Source organism: Kocuria sp. CPCC 205235 (assembly GCF_040980905.1).
GTDB lineage: Bacteria > Actinomycetota > Actinomycetes > Actinomycetales > Micrococcaceae > Kocuria > Kocuria carniphila.
Genome location: NZ_JAVKPR010000006.1, coordinates 16753 through 32100 on the forward strand (window position 1 = coordinate 16753; position 15348 = coordinate 32100).

Consider the following 15348-nt stretch of genomic DNA (forward strand, 5'->3'; position numbering starts at 1 on the left):
ACCGACTCACTTTCTGAGGAATTTTTCAAAGCCCTTGGGAAGGTTCAAGGACTCCAGATCCGGCTGATCCTGCTGTGCCCCAAAGGCACTGCCCTTGGCCGCGGGCTTCTGACCGCTGGCAATCGCGGCATTCTCCTGAGCGCGCTTGGCGGGGTTACCCGAACGCGAGCCCTTGGCCCCCTTCTTCTTGGCCTTGCTCTTCTTACCCGCGCCGCCTCCGGCGCCGCCACCCATACCGGGGATACCCCCGGGCATACCGGGAACTCCCTTGCCCTGGGCCAGGCGCTTCATCATCTTCTGTGCCTGGGCGAAACGCTCCATGAGCTGGTTGACCTCGGACACGGACACGCCGGAGCCGCGGGCGATACGGGCGCGGCGTGAGCCGTTGATGATCTTGGGTGCCACACGCTCGTGCGGGGTCATGGACCGCACGATGGCTTCTACACGGTCGATCTCGCGCTCGTCGAAGTTCTCGAGCTGCTCACGCATACCGGCTGCACCGGGCATCATGGACAGCATCTTCTTCATCGAGCCCATCTTGCGCAGCTGCTGCATTTGCGCGAGGAAGTCCTCGAAGGTGAAGTCCTCCTGATCGGTGAACTTCTTGGCCATGCGCTCGGCCTCGGTCTTGTCCCACTGCTTCTCTGCCTGCTCGATCAGCGTGAGGACGTCACCCATGTCCAGGATGCGCGAGGCCATGCGGTCCGGGTGGAACTGCTCGAAGTCGCGCACGCCCTCGCCCGTGGAGGCGAACATGATGGGCTTGCCCGTGACCGAGCGAACGGAGAGTGCGGCACCGCCGCGGGCGTCGCCGTCGAGCTTGGAGAGCACCACGCCGGTGAAGTCCACGCCGTCGTCGAAGGCCTTGGCGGTGTTGACAGCGTCCTGGCCGACCATGGCGTCGATGACGAAAAGGACTTCGTCCGGGTTCACGGCGTTGCGGATGTCTCGGGCCTGGCGCATGAGGGCTTCATCGATGCCCAGGCGGCCGGCGGTGTCAACGATGACCACGTCGTAGAGCTTGGCGCGCGCGTGCGCCACGCCGTCGCGGGCAACCGCCACGGGATCACCGGTGGGGTCGTCGAATTCCGAGGTGGCACCGGGCTCGGGGGCGAACACCGGAACGCCCGCGCGCTGACCGACCACCTGGAGCTGGGTCACGGCGTTGGGGCGCTGAAGGTCAGAGGCCACGAGAACGGGCTTGTGCCCCTGGTCCGTGAGCCACTTACCGAGCTTGCCCGCCAAGGTGGTCTTACCGGCACCCTGCAGACCGGCCAGCATGATCACGGTGGGACCGGATTTGGCCAGGTTGATGCGACGGGTTTCGCCACCCAGAACGTTCTGAAGTTCCTCGTTGACGATCTTGACCACTTGCTGGCCGGGGTTCAGCGCCTCGGAGACCTCGGAACCCAGAGCGCGTTCCTTGATGATGGCCGTGAATTCCCGGACCACGGGAACGGCGACGTCCGCTTCGAGAAGGGCGCGCCGGATTTCCCGAACGGTGGCGTCCACATCCGCTTCGGACAACCTACCCTTGCCGCGCAGGTTCTTGAAGGTCGCTGTAAGCCGGTCGGACAGTGAGTTGAACACGGGGCAGTCGCTGCTTTCGTCGGTCAACGGATGGGGTCAGTGTCCCAGGTTATCAAGCCGAGCCCGGTCCCCGGAACGAGGCGAACGCACCGCGGGGCTCCTTGCTTGCCCCGCGGTGCGTTCGCTCTTCTTCGGTTGTCGACGCCGCCGCGCCGCTAGAGCGCGGACTCCCCACGTTCGCCGGTGCGCACGCGCACCATCTCGTCCACCGAGGTGACCCACACCTTGCCGTCACCGGCGGATCCGGAGTGGGCGGAAGAGACGATCACGTTGACCACGTCCGCGGCGATGTCGTCCGCCACGAGTGTTTCGATGCGCACCTTCTCCAACAGGTCCACGGTGTACTCGGCTCCGCGGTAGACCTCGGTGTGGCCGCGCTGCCTGCCGTAGCCGTGCACGGTCAGCACTGTCATTCCTTGGATTCCGAAGGCCTCCAGTGCGTCCTTGACGTCGCTGAACTTGTCGGGCCGTACAACGGCGGTGATGAGTTTCACAGGGAAGATCCTTCCTTGGCGTGGACGGGGGCCTCAGCGGTACCCGGGAGGGGGCGCGCCGGGGAGGTTCCGGCGAAGTAGCCGGTCGCTTCGTCCTTGAGGGAGTACGCGGATTCCGCGTGCTGGGTGACGTCGATGCCGTCCACTTCGTCCTGGCTGGAGATACGCAGACCCATCGTGACCTTGATGAGCATTCCGATGATCAGCGTGAGCACACCCGTGTAGAGCACAGCGAACACGGTGGAGGTCACTTGGGCACCCATGAGCGCCCAGCCGCCACCGTAGAACAGTCCGGCCTCGCCCTCGGACGGAATCGCCAGGAAACCGAGCGCCACGGTACCGACGATGCCCGAGACCAGGTGTACGCCGATCACGTCCAGTGAGTCGTCCAAGCCGATCTTGTACTTCATGCCGACCGCGAGCGCGGACAGCACACCGGCCACCGCGGCCAGGGCGATCGCACCCAGTGGTGAGACGTTGGCGCACGCGGGCGTGATGGCCACCAGACCGGCCACCACGCCGGAGGCTGCGCCCAGGGAGGTCGCGTGACCATCGCGAATCTTCTCGGTCAGCAACCAGGTCAGCATGGCGGCAGCAGGTGCGACCAGGGTGTTGGTCCAGATCAACGCCGCTTGTTCAGCGGTTGCAGCCGCACCCACGTTGAAGCCGAACCACCCGAACCACAGGATCGCCGCGCCCAGCATCACCAGGGGCAGATTGTGGGGTCGCTGGCCGGAGTCCTGGCCGAAGCCCTTGCGGGCCCCGATGAGCAGGATCAGCACGAATGCTGCCACGCCGGCGTTGATGTGCACCACCAAGCCACCCGCGAAGTCGATGGGTTCGCCGAACATCTCCGCCAGGGCGCCGCCCTCGGACCACAGGCCACCGCCCCACACCATGAAGGACAGGGGGAAGTACACCGCGGTGATCCACACCAGGGTGAACACGACCCAGCTGCCGAACTTGGTGCGGTCGGCAATCGCACCGGAGATCAGCGCCACGGTGATGATCGCGAAGGTGATGCCGAAGGCACTGCCCAGCAGGTCTTCGGATCCGACCAGGCCGTTCAGGCCGAAGCTGGCGGTGGGATCAGCCACCAGTCCGCCCAGGATCGCGTCTCCGGAAGACATGGACGCTCCCCACAACACCCACACCACGGCCACGATCGCAATGGAGATGAAGCTCATCATCATCATGTTCAGCACACCCTTGGCCCGGGTCATGCCTCCGTAGAAAAGCGCGAGCCCCGGTGTCATGAAGAACACCAGCCCCGCCGCCACCAAAGTCCACACGTGTCCCGCCGTTAATTCCACGCGAGCTCACCTCGTCTCAATCTCAAAGTTCCGTACAACGGTTGTCCGTTGGTAATGAGTAAAGAGCGCGCGTGTTTCGGTTGTGGTTCAGGGTTGGTTTCGCACGTGTTTCATTTGTCCACGGTTCGTGACAACCGTGTTACAGATCACGGTTCAAACTCCCGCGGTTACGCGGCGCCGCCCGAACGAACATCCGCGTGACAAGCGCGGGCACGAAAAGGCGCCCACCCCGAAACGGGGCGGGCGCCGAGAACTACCGCAGCGGTGTCGTCCTCAGTCGAGCAGCGCGTCCACGAACTGCTCGGCATCGAAGGGAGCGAGATCATCGGGACCCTCGCCCAAGCCGATGAGCTTGACCGGCACGCCCAGCGCACGCTGAATGGCGACCACGATGCCGCCCTTGGCGGTGCCGTCGAGCTTGGTCAACACGATGCCGGTGATGTTCACGGCCTCGGCGAAGACCTTGGCCTGGGTCATCCCGTTCTGACCGGTGGTCGCGTCGATCACGAGCAGGACCTCGTCCACCTCGGCGGCCTTGGTCACCACACGCTTGATCTTGCCCAGCTGGTCCATCAGACCGGCCTTGTTCTGCAGGCGACCGGCGGTGTCGATGAGCACCACGTCCGATTCCTGATCGACACCGGCCTGCACCGCGTCGAAGGCGACCGACGCCGGGTCCGCGCCTTCCTGTTCGGAACGCACCGTGGCAACGCCCACCCGGGCGCCCCAGGTCTCGAGCTGATCGGCAGCCGCTGCGCGGAACGTATCCGCTGCACCTAACAGCACGTCTTTGTCCTCGGCCACCAGAACGCGAGCGAGCTTGCCCACAGTGGTGGTCTTGCCCACCCCGTTGACTCCCACGACCAGAACCACCGCGGGCTTGCCCGGGGCGCCCACCGAGTTGATGGAGCGGTCCATGGTGGGATCCACGAGCTTGAGCAGCTCTTCGCGCAGCATGGCCTTGACGTGTGCAGGGTCCTGAGTGCCTTCGATGCGCACGCGCTTCTGCAGGTTCTCGACCAGTTCGAGGGATGCATCCGTACCGAGGTCCGCCATCAGCAGCGTGTCCTCGATCTCGTCCCACACGTCCTGGTCGATGCGCTCACGGGTCAGCAGAGCCAATAGCCCCTTGCCCAGCACGTTGTTCGACTTGGACAGGCGACCGCGCAACCGGGCGAGACGCCCCATGGCCGATTCGGGCCGTTCCAGCGTGGTGGTGGGGCGCTCCTCGACGAGCACGTCGCCTTCGCCCGGTGAGACGTCATCCACGTCCCTGGTTTGTTGGTAGCCGCCCTTGGGTGCCTTGGGCTTGCGGAGCAGCATGGTGCCGAAGATCACCATGAGCGCCACCGCTACGACGGCTATAACGAGTATCCAAATCCATTGAGTCGTGGTCACTCTTCTAATGTTCCATAAACTGTTCGACGTGTCCCGCCCATACGAAGATCCGACGCGCACCGATCCCTCCGATCTGCCCGCCACCGGACCACAACCCACGGTCCCCCCGGCCGACTCCACGGGCGGTGGCTCGGACCGCACCAAAGAGAAGGTTCCGTCACAGATCAAGGTGTTGATCGCGGCGGCGTTCGTGATCGCCATCGGATACGGAATCGTGGCTCCGGTGCTGCCGCAGTTCGCCTCGAGCTTCGGCGTGGGTGTTGCCGCTGCCTCTGCCGTGGTGAGTGCTTTCGCGCTGTGCCGGTTGCTGTTCGCTCCGGCCAGTGGCGCGGTCGTGAACAAACTGGGTGAGCGGCCCACCTATTTGATCGGCCTGTTGGTCGTGGCTGTGTCCTCTGCGGCCACGGCGTTCGCCGAGACCTATTGGCAGCTGTTGCTGTTCCGCGGCTTGGGCGGTATCGGTTCCACCATGTTCACCGTCTCGGCCATGGGCTTGATCGTTCGATTGGCGCCGCCCAGGATGCGCGGGCGGATCTCTGGTTACTACGCCACCGCGTTTCTGCTGGGTGGCATTCTGGGACCGGTCGTGGGCGGCCTGTTGGCCGGATTCGGAATGCAGGCCCCCTTCATCGTGTACGCCGTGGCGCTGTTGATTGCCTCCGCCGTGGTGTATTTCCGGCTCAAGGACGAAACCTTGGCGGCCCGCAAGGCCAAGAATCCGCAGCCTCCCATGAAATTCCGCGAGGCCTTCGAGGTCGGTGCCTACCGTTCCGCCCTGGTTTCCAGTTTCGCGACAGGCTGGACCGCCTACGGCGTGCGCGTTGCGCTGATCCCGCTGTTGGCCGTGCAGTTGGTGGGCGAGGGTCCGCAGGTCGCCGGTCTGGCGCTGGCCGTGTTCGCGGCCGGCAACGCACTGGCTCTGACTTTCACCGGGCGACTCACCGACAAGCTGGGCCGCAAACCGCTCATCCTCACCGGTTTGGTCGTGTGTGCCCTGGCGACCATCGGTGTGGGACTGGTGTCTTCCGTGCCCCTGTTCGTGATCCTGTCCCTGATCTCCGGGATGGGGTCCGGCACCCTCAACCCCGGTCAGCAGGCCGCGGTGGCGGACGTGATCGGTCCGGAGTGCGCCGGCGGCAAGGTGCTCTCGCGCTACCAGATGAGCGCGGACGCCGGTCAGATCCTGGGCCCCATCCTGGCCGGAGCGTTGGCAGACGCCGCCGGGTTCGGATGGGCTTTCGGTGTCTCTGGTGGCCTCATGCTGCTGGCCGCGCTCGCGTGGTTGCCCGCCAAAGAGACCCTGCCCCCGGAAGAGAATCCCGAGAACAAAAACCCGGGCAGCCAGGACCAGCGAGCCTGATCCGGGACAGCGGGAGTCGGTTCCGCCCAGGTCTGGTGACTCCAGGTCGGTCCAGTGCAGGTGGGTGAGCCTAGTTCGGGTAACAAGGTCCAGTCCACCGCGTTTCAGTTCACCGCGGGTCAGCGCAGTTCCGCGAGCTTCTGCCCCACGACCAGACTGACGCCGTCCCCTCGCATCGACACTCCGTAGAGGGCGTCCGCGATCTCCATGGTGCGCTTCTGGTGCGTCACGATGATCAGCTGCGAGCTCTCCTGCAGCTGCTGGAAGATGGTCAGCAGGCGGCCAAGGTTGCGGTCGTCCAGGGCGGCCTCGACCTCGTCCATCACGTAGAACGGTGAGGGCCGGGCCTTGAAAATGGCCACGAGCAACGCCAGTGCGGTCAGCGAGCGCTCGCCACCGGACAGCAGGGACAACCGCTTGATCTTCTTGCCCGCCGGTCGTGCCTCCACGTCCACGCCGGTGGTGAGCATGTCGTCCGGGTCCGTGAGTCGCAGCCGTCCCTCGCCTCCGGGGAACAGGGTCGCGAAGACCTGTACGAATTGCTCGGCGGTGTCCTGGTAGGCCTCGGTGAACACGCGTTCCACGTGTTCGTCGACTTGCCGAATGATGTTGCGCAGATCCGCGCGGGAGTTCTTGACGTCCTCGAGCTGCTCGACCAGGAAGCTGTGGCGTTCTTCCAGCGCGGCGAATTCTTCGAGCGCCAGCGGGTTGACCTTGCCCAGTGCCTTGAGCTGTTTCTCCGCGCGGCGTAGCCGGGTCTCTTGCTCCTCGCGACGGAACGGTGCGCCCGGGTCCGTCATGGTCGGCATGCGATCCACGTTTTGGACCTCGTCACGTTCCTCCGCGTCCTGGGCGGCTTCCAACACGTCATCGGCGTCCGGCACGGGCAGGTGCGGGCCGTAACGGTCCACCAGGTAGTCGAGCGTCATACCGAGTTCCTCGAGGGAGGACTTCTCTAGCGCTTCCAGCTTGGCCTGCCGCTGGGCCAGGTCGAGCTCTTCCCGGTGCAGTTGTTCGGTCACGGTGTTGAGCTGTTTGGCCAGCTCGTCCCGTTCCGCACGCAGCCGTCCGGCGGCCTCGTCCAGTCCGGCTCGTTCCACGTCCGCCGCGTCCCTGATCCGGGCAGCTTCGGTCACGGACTCGTCGGCGCGCAGCCGCAGGTAGTCCGAAGCCTGCACCACGGCCTGCGCAATGGTGGCCTGTACGCGGCGTCGTTCGGCGCGCCGCGCGGCCTCGGCCTGGGCTACCCGCTCTGCCTGAGCGGCGCGTGCCTGGGACTGTGCCCGGGACTGGACCGATCGGTGTTGTTCTTCCAACCCGCGCAGGGCCAGTCGGGCTTGGGTCTCGGTTTCGCGCGCCTCACGGGCCGCGCGCTCGGCACGATCCTTCGCCGACGCCGCTTCCAACTGATCTCGCTCGAGGGTTTCATCATCGCCGCTCTCCACGGCCTCGGCGCGGGCCACCGCGTCCTGAAGTTGCGCCTCGCGCTCACCCAGCCGCTGCTCCGCGGTTGCCACGGCCTCACGACGGCGCTGCAGTTCCGCATCCGCGGACGCCAAGACAGCTTCAACACGGCTCAACGCATTCGCGGCCTCCGAGGCGGCCTTCTGCTGATCACGTGCCACGCCACCGGCCTCGCGAGCCTTCGTGGTTGCCTCTACCCGCAGGGCTTCGGCATCCTTCGCCGCGGCCGAGACGGTGTCCAGTTCACGTGACCAGCGCGCGGATTCCGTGCGGGCCTTGTCGATCTGCGCGTGAATCTCCAGACTGCCGGCTGCCTCCGCGGCACCGCCCTGGGCCCGATGAGCGCCGAAGACGTCACCGTTGGTGGTGACCGCTCGAATGCCGGTGGTCCCCGCCTCCGAGGCCGCGTCCAACACGGCGACGGCCGCGGCGGCGTCGGGAACCAGGATCGTGGTGGCGAGCAATCCGCGCACCGCGGTGAGAATGGCTTGCGCCGCAGAATCGGTCGAGGTGTCAGGCGATCCGGAGAGCACCTCGACCGCCCGCACCGCCCCGTCAGGCAGGTTCAATGCGGTCGGCTCCCCAGCGCCGTCGGCCCCGGAGGCGACCAGGACATTGACGCGACCGAGGTCCTCGGAGCGCAGGGAGGAAAAGATGTCCGCAGCACGGGTGTGGGAACGGACCGCGAGCGCCTCGGACCACGGCCCCAACGCGGCGCCCACCGCACGTTCCCAGCCTTCGGCCACGCGCACCGCGTCCGAGACCGCACCCAGCACGGAATCTCCGTGGCTCGCCGAGACGGCCTGCGAACCGTCGGGTTGCGGCATCGACTGCTGCAGGGTGTCCAAGCGAACGGTCACGGAATGGTGTTCGCGCAGCACGCGCTGGCGTTCGGCCTCGGCCTGGCGAGCCGCTGTTTCCGCCTGATCGGCGTTCTCGCGGGCCTGTTCCGCGAGTTCCGCACTGCGCGCGGCGGCCGCGCGGAGTGTTTCGGCTCGTTCGTGGAGTTGGGCGTGCTCGCCGCGAGCGCCTTCGGAGCGGGTAATGACATCGTTGATTTCAACGCGCAGCCGCTCGATGTCGGCTTCCGCGGAGGACAAACCGGACCGCGCCGATGACACTGCGGCGGCCAACTTGGCTTGCCCAGCGCGGCGGTCTGCGGCCTCGCGCACAAGTTGAGCGGTGCGCTGCTCGGCGGCCCGTGCAACCTCCTCGGCCTCCTGCCGGGCGGTCTCCACCGACGCCAGGTGCTCCCGGGATTCGACAACGCGTTCTTCGAGCCCGGCGGCTTCAGCCCGGCTGCGCTCGGCCTGTTCCTCCAGCCGATTCGCGTCCTTGCCCGTGTCCTGTTCCGGTTCGGCGGACCCCAGGAGCCGACGCCGCTCCCCCGCCAGCGAGGACAGCGCACGGAACTGATCACGCACGGTACTGAGTTCATACCAGCTCGAGCGGGCGGCATTGAGGACTGGAGCCGTGCGGGCGGCCTGGGCCTCGGTCTCCTGCAAGCGTGCCGCAATCTGGTCCACCAGTTGTTCCAGGCGTTGCTTTTCGGTTCGCGTCCTCTCGCTGGAAGCACTGTCGGTCTGTAGCGCGGCGCGAGCCTGCACCACGTCATCGGCGAGCAAACGGGATTTGGCGTCGCGCACGTCGTACTGGATGCGCTGGGCCTTGCGCGCGGTGCGTGCCTGCCGTCCGAGGGGCGTCAACTGCCGCTGGATCTCCCCCACCAGGTCCTCCAGGCGGTCCAAATTGGACTGCAGGGAATCGAGTTTGCGGAGCGTCTTCTCCTTGCGGCGGCGGTGTTTCAGAATGCCCGAGGCCTCTTCGATGAAGCCTCGGCGGTCCTCGGGAGTGGCCTGCAGGATCCGGTCCAGCTGACCCTGCCCCACGATCACATGCATCTCGCGGCCCAGACCCGAGTCGGAGAGTAGTTCCTGGATGTCCAGCAGGCGGCACGAGCGGCCGTTGATTGCGTATTCGGAACCGCCCGTCCTGAAGAGCGTGCGAGAAATGGTGACTTCGCTGTATTCGATCGGCAGGGCGCCGTCGGCGTTGTCGATGGTCAGCGATACGTGTGCGCGCCCGAGTGCGGAACGACCCGAGGTCCCGGCGAAGATGACGTCTTCCATCTTGCCGCCGCGCAGTGACTTGGCTCCCTGCTCGCCCATGACCCACGAGAGTGCGTCCACCACGTTGGATTTGCCGGAGCCGTTGGGGCCCACCACCGCGGTCACACCGGGCTCGAAATTAAAGGTGGTTGCCGAAGCGAAAGACTTGAAACCGCGCACGGTGAGGGTCTTCAAGTGCACGTTTACGGCTCCTAGCGTGAGATGTTCACCACCGCGCGGCCCTCGTCCGGGGGTGAGCGGGCCCGCGCAACCACACCACTGTACCCGTGCGGGCCTGCGGTTCTGGGACTCGTCAATAGTCAGCCTGCAGAGAAACGGCCGAGAACCGCTGGCTGCAAGGTTCAACCTGGTCGATAGACTAAGTCGGTCCAGCCCGCCTGCTCGCTCGAGCGCCCACGGCGATGAATCACCTTTCGGTTCGTCACGGCGCAGGGAGAGCCCTGTCTCGAAAGCGCCACGTTGATCGGAAACTCAACCATTAGAAACCGCAATGCAGCCGTGCTGTCCATTACCAAGGTGGAAGCAGACGAGGTGGTCCCCTCAACGCGGTTCGATGATGAGCTCGCCGATACGTTCAAGCGCCTGCGCTTGCCGCGCGGACTCCTCGAACGCCTGGCTGGAATTCAAGAACGTCGCATGTGGGCCCCGGGCCGCCACTTCTCGGACGGCGCCACCGAAGCCGGGCAGGCAGCGCTGGAACAGTCCGGTATCAAGCCCGAACAGATCGGGTTGTTCATCAACTCGTCCGTGACCCGGGACAATTTTGAACCCGCCGTGGCCGTGGGCATTCACCATCGGCTCGGCATGCCCAGCTCCGCTTTGAACTTCGACATCACCAACGCGTGCCTGGGCTTCATCAATGCGCTGACCGTGGCCTCGTCGATGATCGACTCCGGAGCCATCGAGTACGCCTTGATCGTCAATGGTGAGGATCCCTCCCCCTGGCACCGCGCAGCCATCGAGCGTTTGAAGAAGCCCGGCATCACCCGCGAGCAGGTCGTGGAGGAATTTGCCACCCTGACACTGGGCTCCGGTGCTGCCGCTGCCGTGGTGGGGCCGGCCGACAAGCACCCGGACGCCCACCGCATCGTGGGCTCCGTGACGCGCGCCGGAACCCAGTTCCACGAACTGTGCATCGGCGGTGACGAGGGTATGTTCACCAACGCCACCGGGCTGCTCAACCACGGTGTGGGCCTCGTGGTCGCGGCCATGCAGGAAGCCGAACGGGACGGCTGGGACTGGCTCAACATGGACAGCTACGTGACCCACCAGGTGTCCAATTCGCACACCAACAAGCTCATTGCGGACATGGGACTCGACCCCGATCGTGTGCCGTTGACGTTCCCTTACTGGGGCAACGTTGCGGCGGCCGCTCTGCCCATGACCCTGGCTCTCGAAGCCGAGAAATTGCAGCGCGGTGACCGTGTGCTGTGTTTGGGTGTGGGGTCCGGTCTGAACACGACCCTGATGGAATTGGCCTGGTAAACGCCTGAGAGAAAGTGGAGTTCAACCGTGAGCAAGAAAACCTCTCGATCGATCCAGACCGGCCCTCGTTTGCCAATGAGTGACGTGTCCCTTCCGGGTGTCGATCCGGCATGGTCCACCACCGTCACGGTTGCTTCCACCGCGGCCGTGGAACCCGTGCCCGGTCGCAAGCGCCGCTGGCACCTGTTGGATAACGGTCCCGTCCTGGAGAAGGCCGCAAAGTCTCCGCGCGGCATCATCCTGGCGGTGCACGGTAATCCCACGTGGTCCTACCTGTGGCGCAGCGTGCTTGAAGCCGCGACCGATTCCGACCAGCCGTGGCGCGTAATTGCCGTGGACCAGTTGGACATGGGTTTCTCCGAACGCACCGGGTTGTTCCGCCGTTTGGAGGACCGGGTCCAGGACCTGAGCGACCTCACCGCCGAACTCGGCGTTGATTCCGCGGACGTCCCCGTGGTCACCCTGGCTCACGACTGGGGCGGATTGATTTCCCAGGGGTGGGCGCAGGAACATCCGGGCATCCACGCGGCCACCATCCTGACCAACACCGCGGTTCACCACGACAAGTCGGAGCCCATCCCCACCGCCCTGCAGGTGGCCCTCAACTCCGCGTTGCATGAACCGCTCACCAAGCAGACCACCGCCTTCCTGGACACCACGCTCGCCTTGGCCACACCCGCTCCGAGCAGCGACGTCAAGAAGGCTTTCAAAGCTCCGTACCGTTCCCGCGAGCGCCGCCAGGCCATTGCCAATTTCGTGGCGGATATCCCCGCACCGGAGGATCACCCCTCACACGCGGCCTACGAGCGCATTGCCGGTCGCATGAGTGCGCGCGAGGTTCCCACGCTGCTTTTGTGGGGCACCAATGACCCGGTATTCCAGCAGCGCTACCTGGACGACCTGTTGCGTCGAGCTCCCCACGCGGACGTGCACCGATTCGAGGGTGCCAAGCACCTGGTCGGTGAATCCCGCGACATCGCAACGCCCATCATCACGTGGCTCAACGAGCACTTCGGCGATGGTCTCCCGATCACCCAGCAGCACCGCGAAAAGCGCGCGAATGCGTCCGACAACTTCTCCCCGTTCTTCGCCGAGCTCGAGGCCCGGCGCAGCGACGATTCCCCAGCCGTGGTGGACATGGGACCCGTTGCGGGAACCGTGGACGGCACCGCTCCCGAGCTGAACGTGGAACGCACGGTGTCCTGGGCGCAATTGAGCTCCGCGGTCGACCGCTTGGGTGCCGCCCTGTTGCGCACCGGTGTGCGCCCCGGTGATCGTGTGAACCTCATGGTTCCCCCGGGTTCGCTGCTGACCACCCTGATCTACTCGTGTCTGCGCATCGGTGCCGTCATCGTGGTCGCGGACCAGGGGCTTGGACGCAAGGGTCTGACCCGCGCGCTCAAGGGTTCCTCCCCGGACTGGTTCATCGGTATCCGCAAGGCCCTGGTCGGAGCCAAGGCCCTCGGCTGGCCCGGACGCAAGATCTCCGCCGCGAACCTGGACCCCGTGACCAAGAAAGCACTAGGAGTCGAGCACACCATTCCGGAACTCTTGGACTCTGTCACCACCGTGAACACCGGCGAACTGCCGCTCGTGGATCCCGATGCAGAGGCCGCCGTGCTGTTCACTTCCGGTTCCACCGGTCCCGCCAAGGGTGTGGTGTACACCCACCGTCAGATGGCGGGCATGCGCGACGCCATTCGCGTGACCTACGGGCTGCGGGCCGGGACCGGTCTAGTGGCTGGATTCGCTCCGTTCGCGTTGCTGGGCCCCGCACTGGGAGCCGCTTCGGTCACCCCGGACATGGACGTGACCCAGCCCAAGACGCTCACGGCACGCGCACTGGCCGAAGCCGTCATGGCCATCGACGCCACCGCGATCTTCGCTTCACCGGCGGCCATCTCCAACGTGCTGGCCACGGCGGATGAACTCGCGCCGGCGCAGCGCGATGCGCTGTCCCGCGTGAACTTGATGCTCTCGGCCGGCGCCCCGATTCCGGAGGCACTGTTGGAGCGCCTCCAGACATTGCTCCCCGCCGCCGAGTTGCACACGCCGTACGGTATGACCGAGGCCCTGCCGCTCACCGATGTCAGCCTGGATGTCATCCGAGCCGCACGGGAGGACGCCCAAATGAGCCTCCCCGGTGCCGGTAACGGTGTGTGCGTGGGTACTCCCGTGCACGGTGCTCAGTTGGGCGTCCTACCGCTCAACGCGGCCGGTTATGTGACCGAAGAGATCACCACGGAACCGGGTGTGACCGGTGAGATCGTGGCCCGGGCTCCCCACGCCAAGGATCACTACGACCGGCTGTGGATCACCGAGCGAGTCTCGGACCAGACACCCGGCTGGCACCGCACCGGGGACGTCGGACATTTCGACGCCAAAGAACGTTTGTGGGTCGAGGGCCGTCTGGCACACGTGATCAACACCTCCCGCGGACCGGTCACCCCGGTGGCCGCCGAACACGCGGCCGAATCGGTTCCGGGTGTGGGCCGCACGGCACTGGTCGGAGTGGGCCCGCAGGGTTCGCAGACCACCGTGGCCGTGATCGAAACCGACCCCGCACCCCAGAAACCAGGTCTTGCCCCGGCGGACCTCGCGGATCGGGTGCGATCCACAGTGGAATTCGCCACCGGAATCCGCCCGAGCGCGGTTATGGTGATTCCCGAACACCCCACCGATATCCGACACAATTCCAAGATTGATCGGGCCGCGTTGAGCCAGTGGGCTGAGCGCGTACTTTCCGGCGGAAAGATGAGCGCACTGTGAGCAAATCCCCAGACATCACCCCCGACCCCGTATCCCGCACCGGCCGCCACCGCGCGGACACCCCCGCGGACGTCACGGGCGACCGCGAGACCAAGGCGACGACAGCGACGTCGTCGGGCCCGGGATCGACGAACACGTCCCGCCGCGACGAGATCGGCTCCACCGCGACCGAAGGCGAACTGACCGGCAAGGGCCGCACCGTTCTGGTGACCGGTGCTTCCGGCATGCTGGGCGGCGAGGTTGCTCGCACCCTGCTCGAAAAGGGCTGGCGCGTGCGCGTGTTCCAGCGCGGACACGCCGCCGTGGCCAATCGCGAGGGCGTGGACGAGGTACTTGGCTCCGTGACCGACCCTGACGCCGTGGCCAAGGCCCTCGAAGGCGTGGACGACGTGGTGCACCTGGCCGCCAAGGTCTCGTTCGCCGGTGACTGGGAAGACTTCGTGCACGTGAACATCACGGGCACCCGCGTGCTGCTGACCGTCGCGCAGGAACTCGGCGTGCAGAACGTCGTGTTCGTCTCCTCGCCGTCCGTGGCGCACGCCGGCACCTCGATCGAGGGTGTGGGCGCGGAGCCCGCCAACCCTCGCACCGCCCGCGGCAACTATGCCCGATCCAAGGCGGCCGCCGAGCTGCTCGCCCTTGAAACCGATGGCCGCGGCCTGCGCGTCGCAGCCATTCGCCCGCACATCGTGTGGGGACCGGGTGACACCCAGCTCGTGGAGCGGATCGTGGACCGTGCAGCCGCTGGTCGACTGCCCAACTTGGATCACGGTGCGGCCATGATCGACACGACCTACATCGACAACGCTTCCGAGGCGATTGCTCGTTGCCTGGAGCGCATCGACTTCACCCACGGCAAGGCCATTGTGGTGACCAACGGTGAGCCCCGCCCCGTGGGTGAGCTGGTCGCGCGCATGTGCGCCGCCGCCGGAGTGGATGCCCCCACGCGCTCCGTTCCCGGCAAGGTCGCCCGTGTCGCGGGCAAGGTCATCGAGAAGGTCTGGCCCCACATTCCGGCCAAGCTGCGCGGACACGATTCCGAGCCGCCCATGACCGAATTCCTGGCCGAGCAGATGTCTACCGCGCACTGGTTCGATCAGAAGGAGACTCACGAGCTGCTCAATTGGAAGCCGTCCGTGAGCCTGGACGACGGCATGCAGCGTCTGTCCCAGCATTACAAGGACCACCCGCGCCCGGAACGCAACACCGGCTCGGTGGCGGCGGAACGGGTCCTGGAGGTTGCCGACGATCAGCGCGTCAGGGCCGAGCGCGCCGCGGACGCCGCCGGCAGCGGTCGCAGCGATACGATGAACGATTTGCAAAACGTTCGTTCGGAATAGACCGGG

9 protein-coding genes are annotated in these 15348 nt (G+C 66.0%); 4 read left to right on the plus strand and 5 right to left on the minus strand.

The features are described 5' to 3' along the window. Positions 1–6: 6 nt before the first annotated feature. The 4 genes from ffh to ftsY all read right to left on the minus strand — a co-directional run bounded on the left by ffh (position 7) and on the right by ftsY (position 4738). Entirely contained in the window at positions 7–1590 is a 1584-nt protein-coding gene (gene ffh / locus RF638_RS06025; protein WP_129700526.1) for a signal recognition particle protein, read from the minus strand. Between the two features lie 155 nt (positions 1591–1745). After that, positions 1746–2084 (minus strand): P-II family nitrogen regulator, encoded by a 339-nt coding sequence (locus RF638_RS06030; RefSeq protein ID WP_095798276.1) that lies wholly within the window; start codon positions 2082–2084, stop codon positions 1746–1748. Further along, the gene (locus tag RF638_RS06035; protein WP_368841588.1) at positions 2081–3397 is read right to left on the minus strand and encodes an ammonium transporter; all 1317 of its coding nucleotides are present in this window, start codon (positions 3395–3397) and stop codon (positions 2081–2083) included. The genes RF638_RS06030 and RF638_RS06035 overlap by 4 nt, the downstream gene beginning before the upstream one ends. Before the next feature lie 273 nt (positions 3398–3670). Next, entirely contained in the window at positions 3671–4738 is a 1068-nt protein-coding gene (gene ftsY / locus RF638_RS06040; RefSeq protein WP_368841634.1) for a signal recognition particle-docking protein FtsY, read from the minus strand. A gap of 85 nt (positions 4739–4823) precedes the next feature. Here ftsY and RF638_RS06045 point away from each other — a divergent pair, with 85 nt between their 5' ends. Next, entirely contained in the window at positions 4824–6155 is a 1332-nt protein-coding gene (locus RF638_RS06045) for an MFS transporter (protein ID WP_368629282.1), read from the plus strand. A gap of 119 nt (positions 6156–6274) precedes the next feature. On the opposite strand, the gene smc is transcribed toward RF638_RS06045, so the two are convergent. Continuing rightward, complete coding sequence (gene smc / locus RF638_RS06050; RefSeq protein WP_368841589.1) at positions 6275–9928, minus strand: chromosome segregation protein SMC; 3654 nt, start codon at positions 9926–9928, stop codon at positions 6275–6277. A gap of 279 nt (positions 9929–10207) precedes the next feature. Here smc and RF638_RS06055 point away from each other — a divergent pair, with 279 nt between their 5' ends. The 3 genes from RF638_RS06055 (at position 10208) to RF638_RS06065 (ending at position 15342) form a co-directional block, all read left to right on the plus strand. Next, on the plus strand, positions 10208–11233 hold the full coding sequence (locus RF638_RS06055) for a 3-oxoacyl-ACP synthase III (RefSeq protein ID WP_095798280.1): 1026 nt from the start codon (positions 10208–10210) through the stop codon (positions 11231–11233). A 75-nt stretch (positions 11234–11308) separates the two neighbouring features. Continuing rightward, positions 11309–14002, plus strand: a complete 2694-nt coding sequence (locus RF638_RS06060) for an alpha/beta fold hydrolase (protein ID WP_368841635.1) — start codon at positions 11309–11311, stop codon at positions 14000–14002. A 152-nt stretch (positions 14003–14154) separates the two neighbouring features. After that, positions 14155–15342, plus strand: a complete 1188-nt coding sequence (locus RF638_RS06065) for an NAD(P)-dependent oxidoreductase (protein WP_256382231.1) — start codon at positions 14155–14157, stop codon at positions 15340–15342. Positions 15343–15348: the final 6 nt, after the last annotated feature.

Excerpts from the sequence above, each read along its gene's own strand:
- ftsY (WP_368841634.1), bottom strand. The coding sequence starts at position 4,738 with ATGGTGATCTTCGGCACCATGCTGCTCCGCAAGCCCAAGGCACCCAAG.
- RF638_RS06060 (WP_368841635.1), top strand. The coding sequence starts at position 11,309 with ATGAGTGACGTGTCCCTTCCGGGTGTCGATCCGGCATGGTCCACCACC.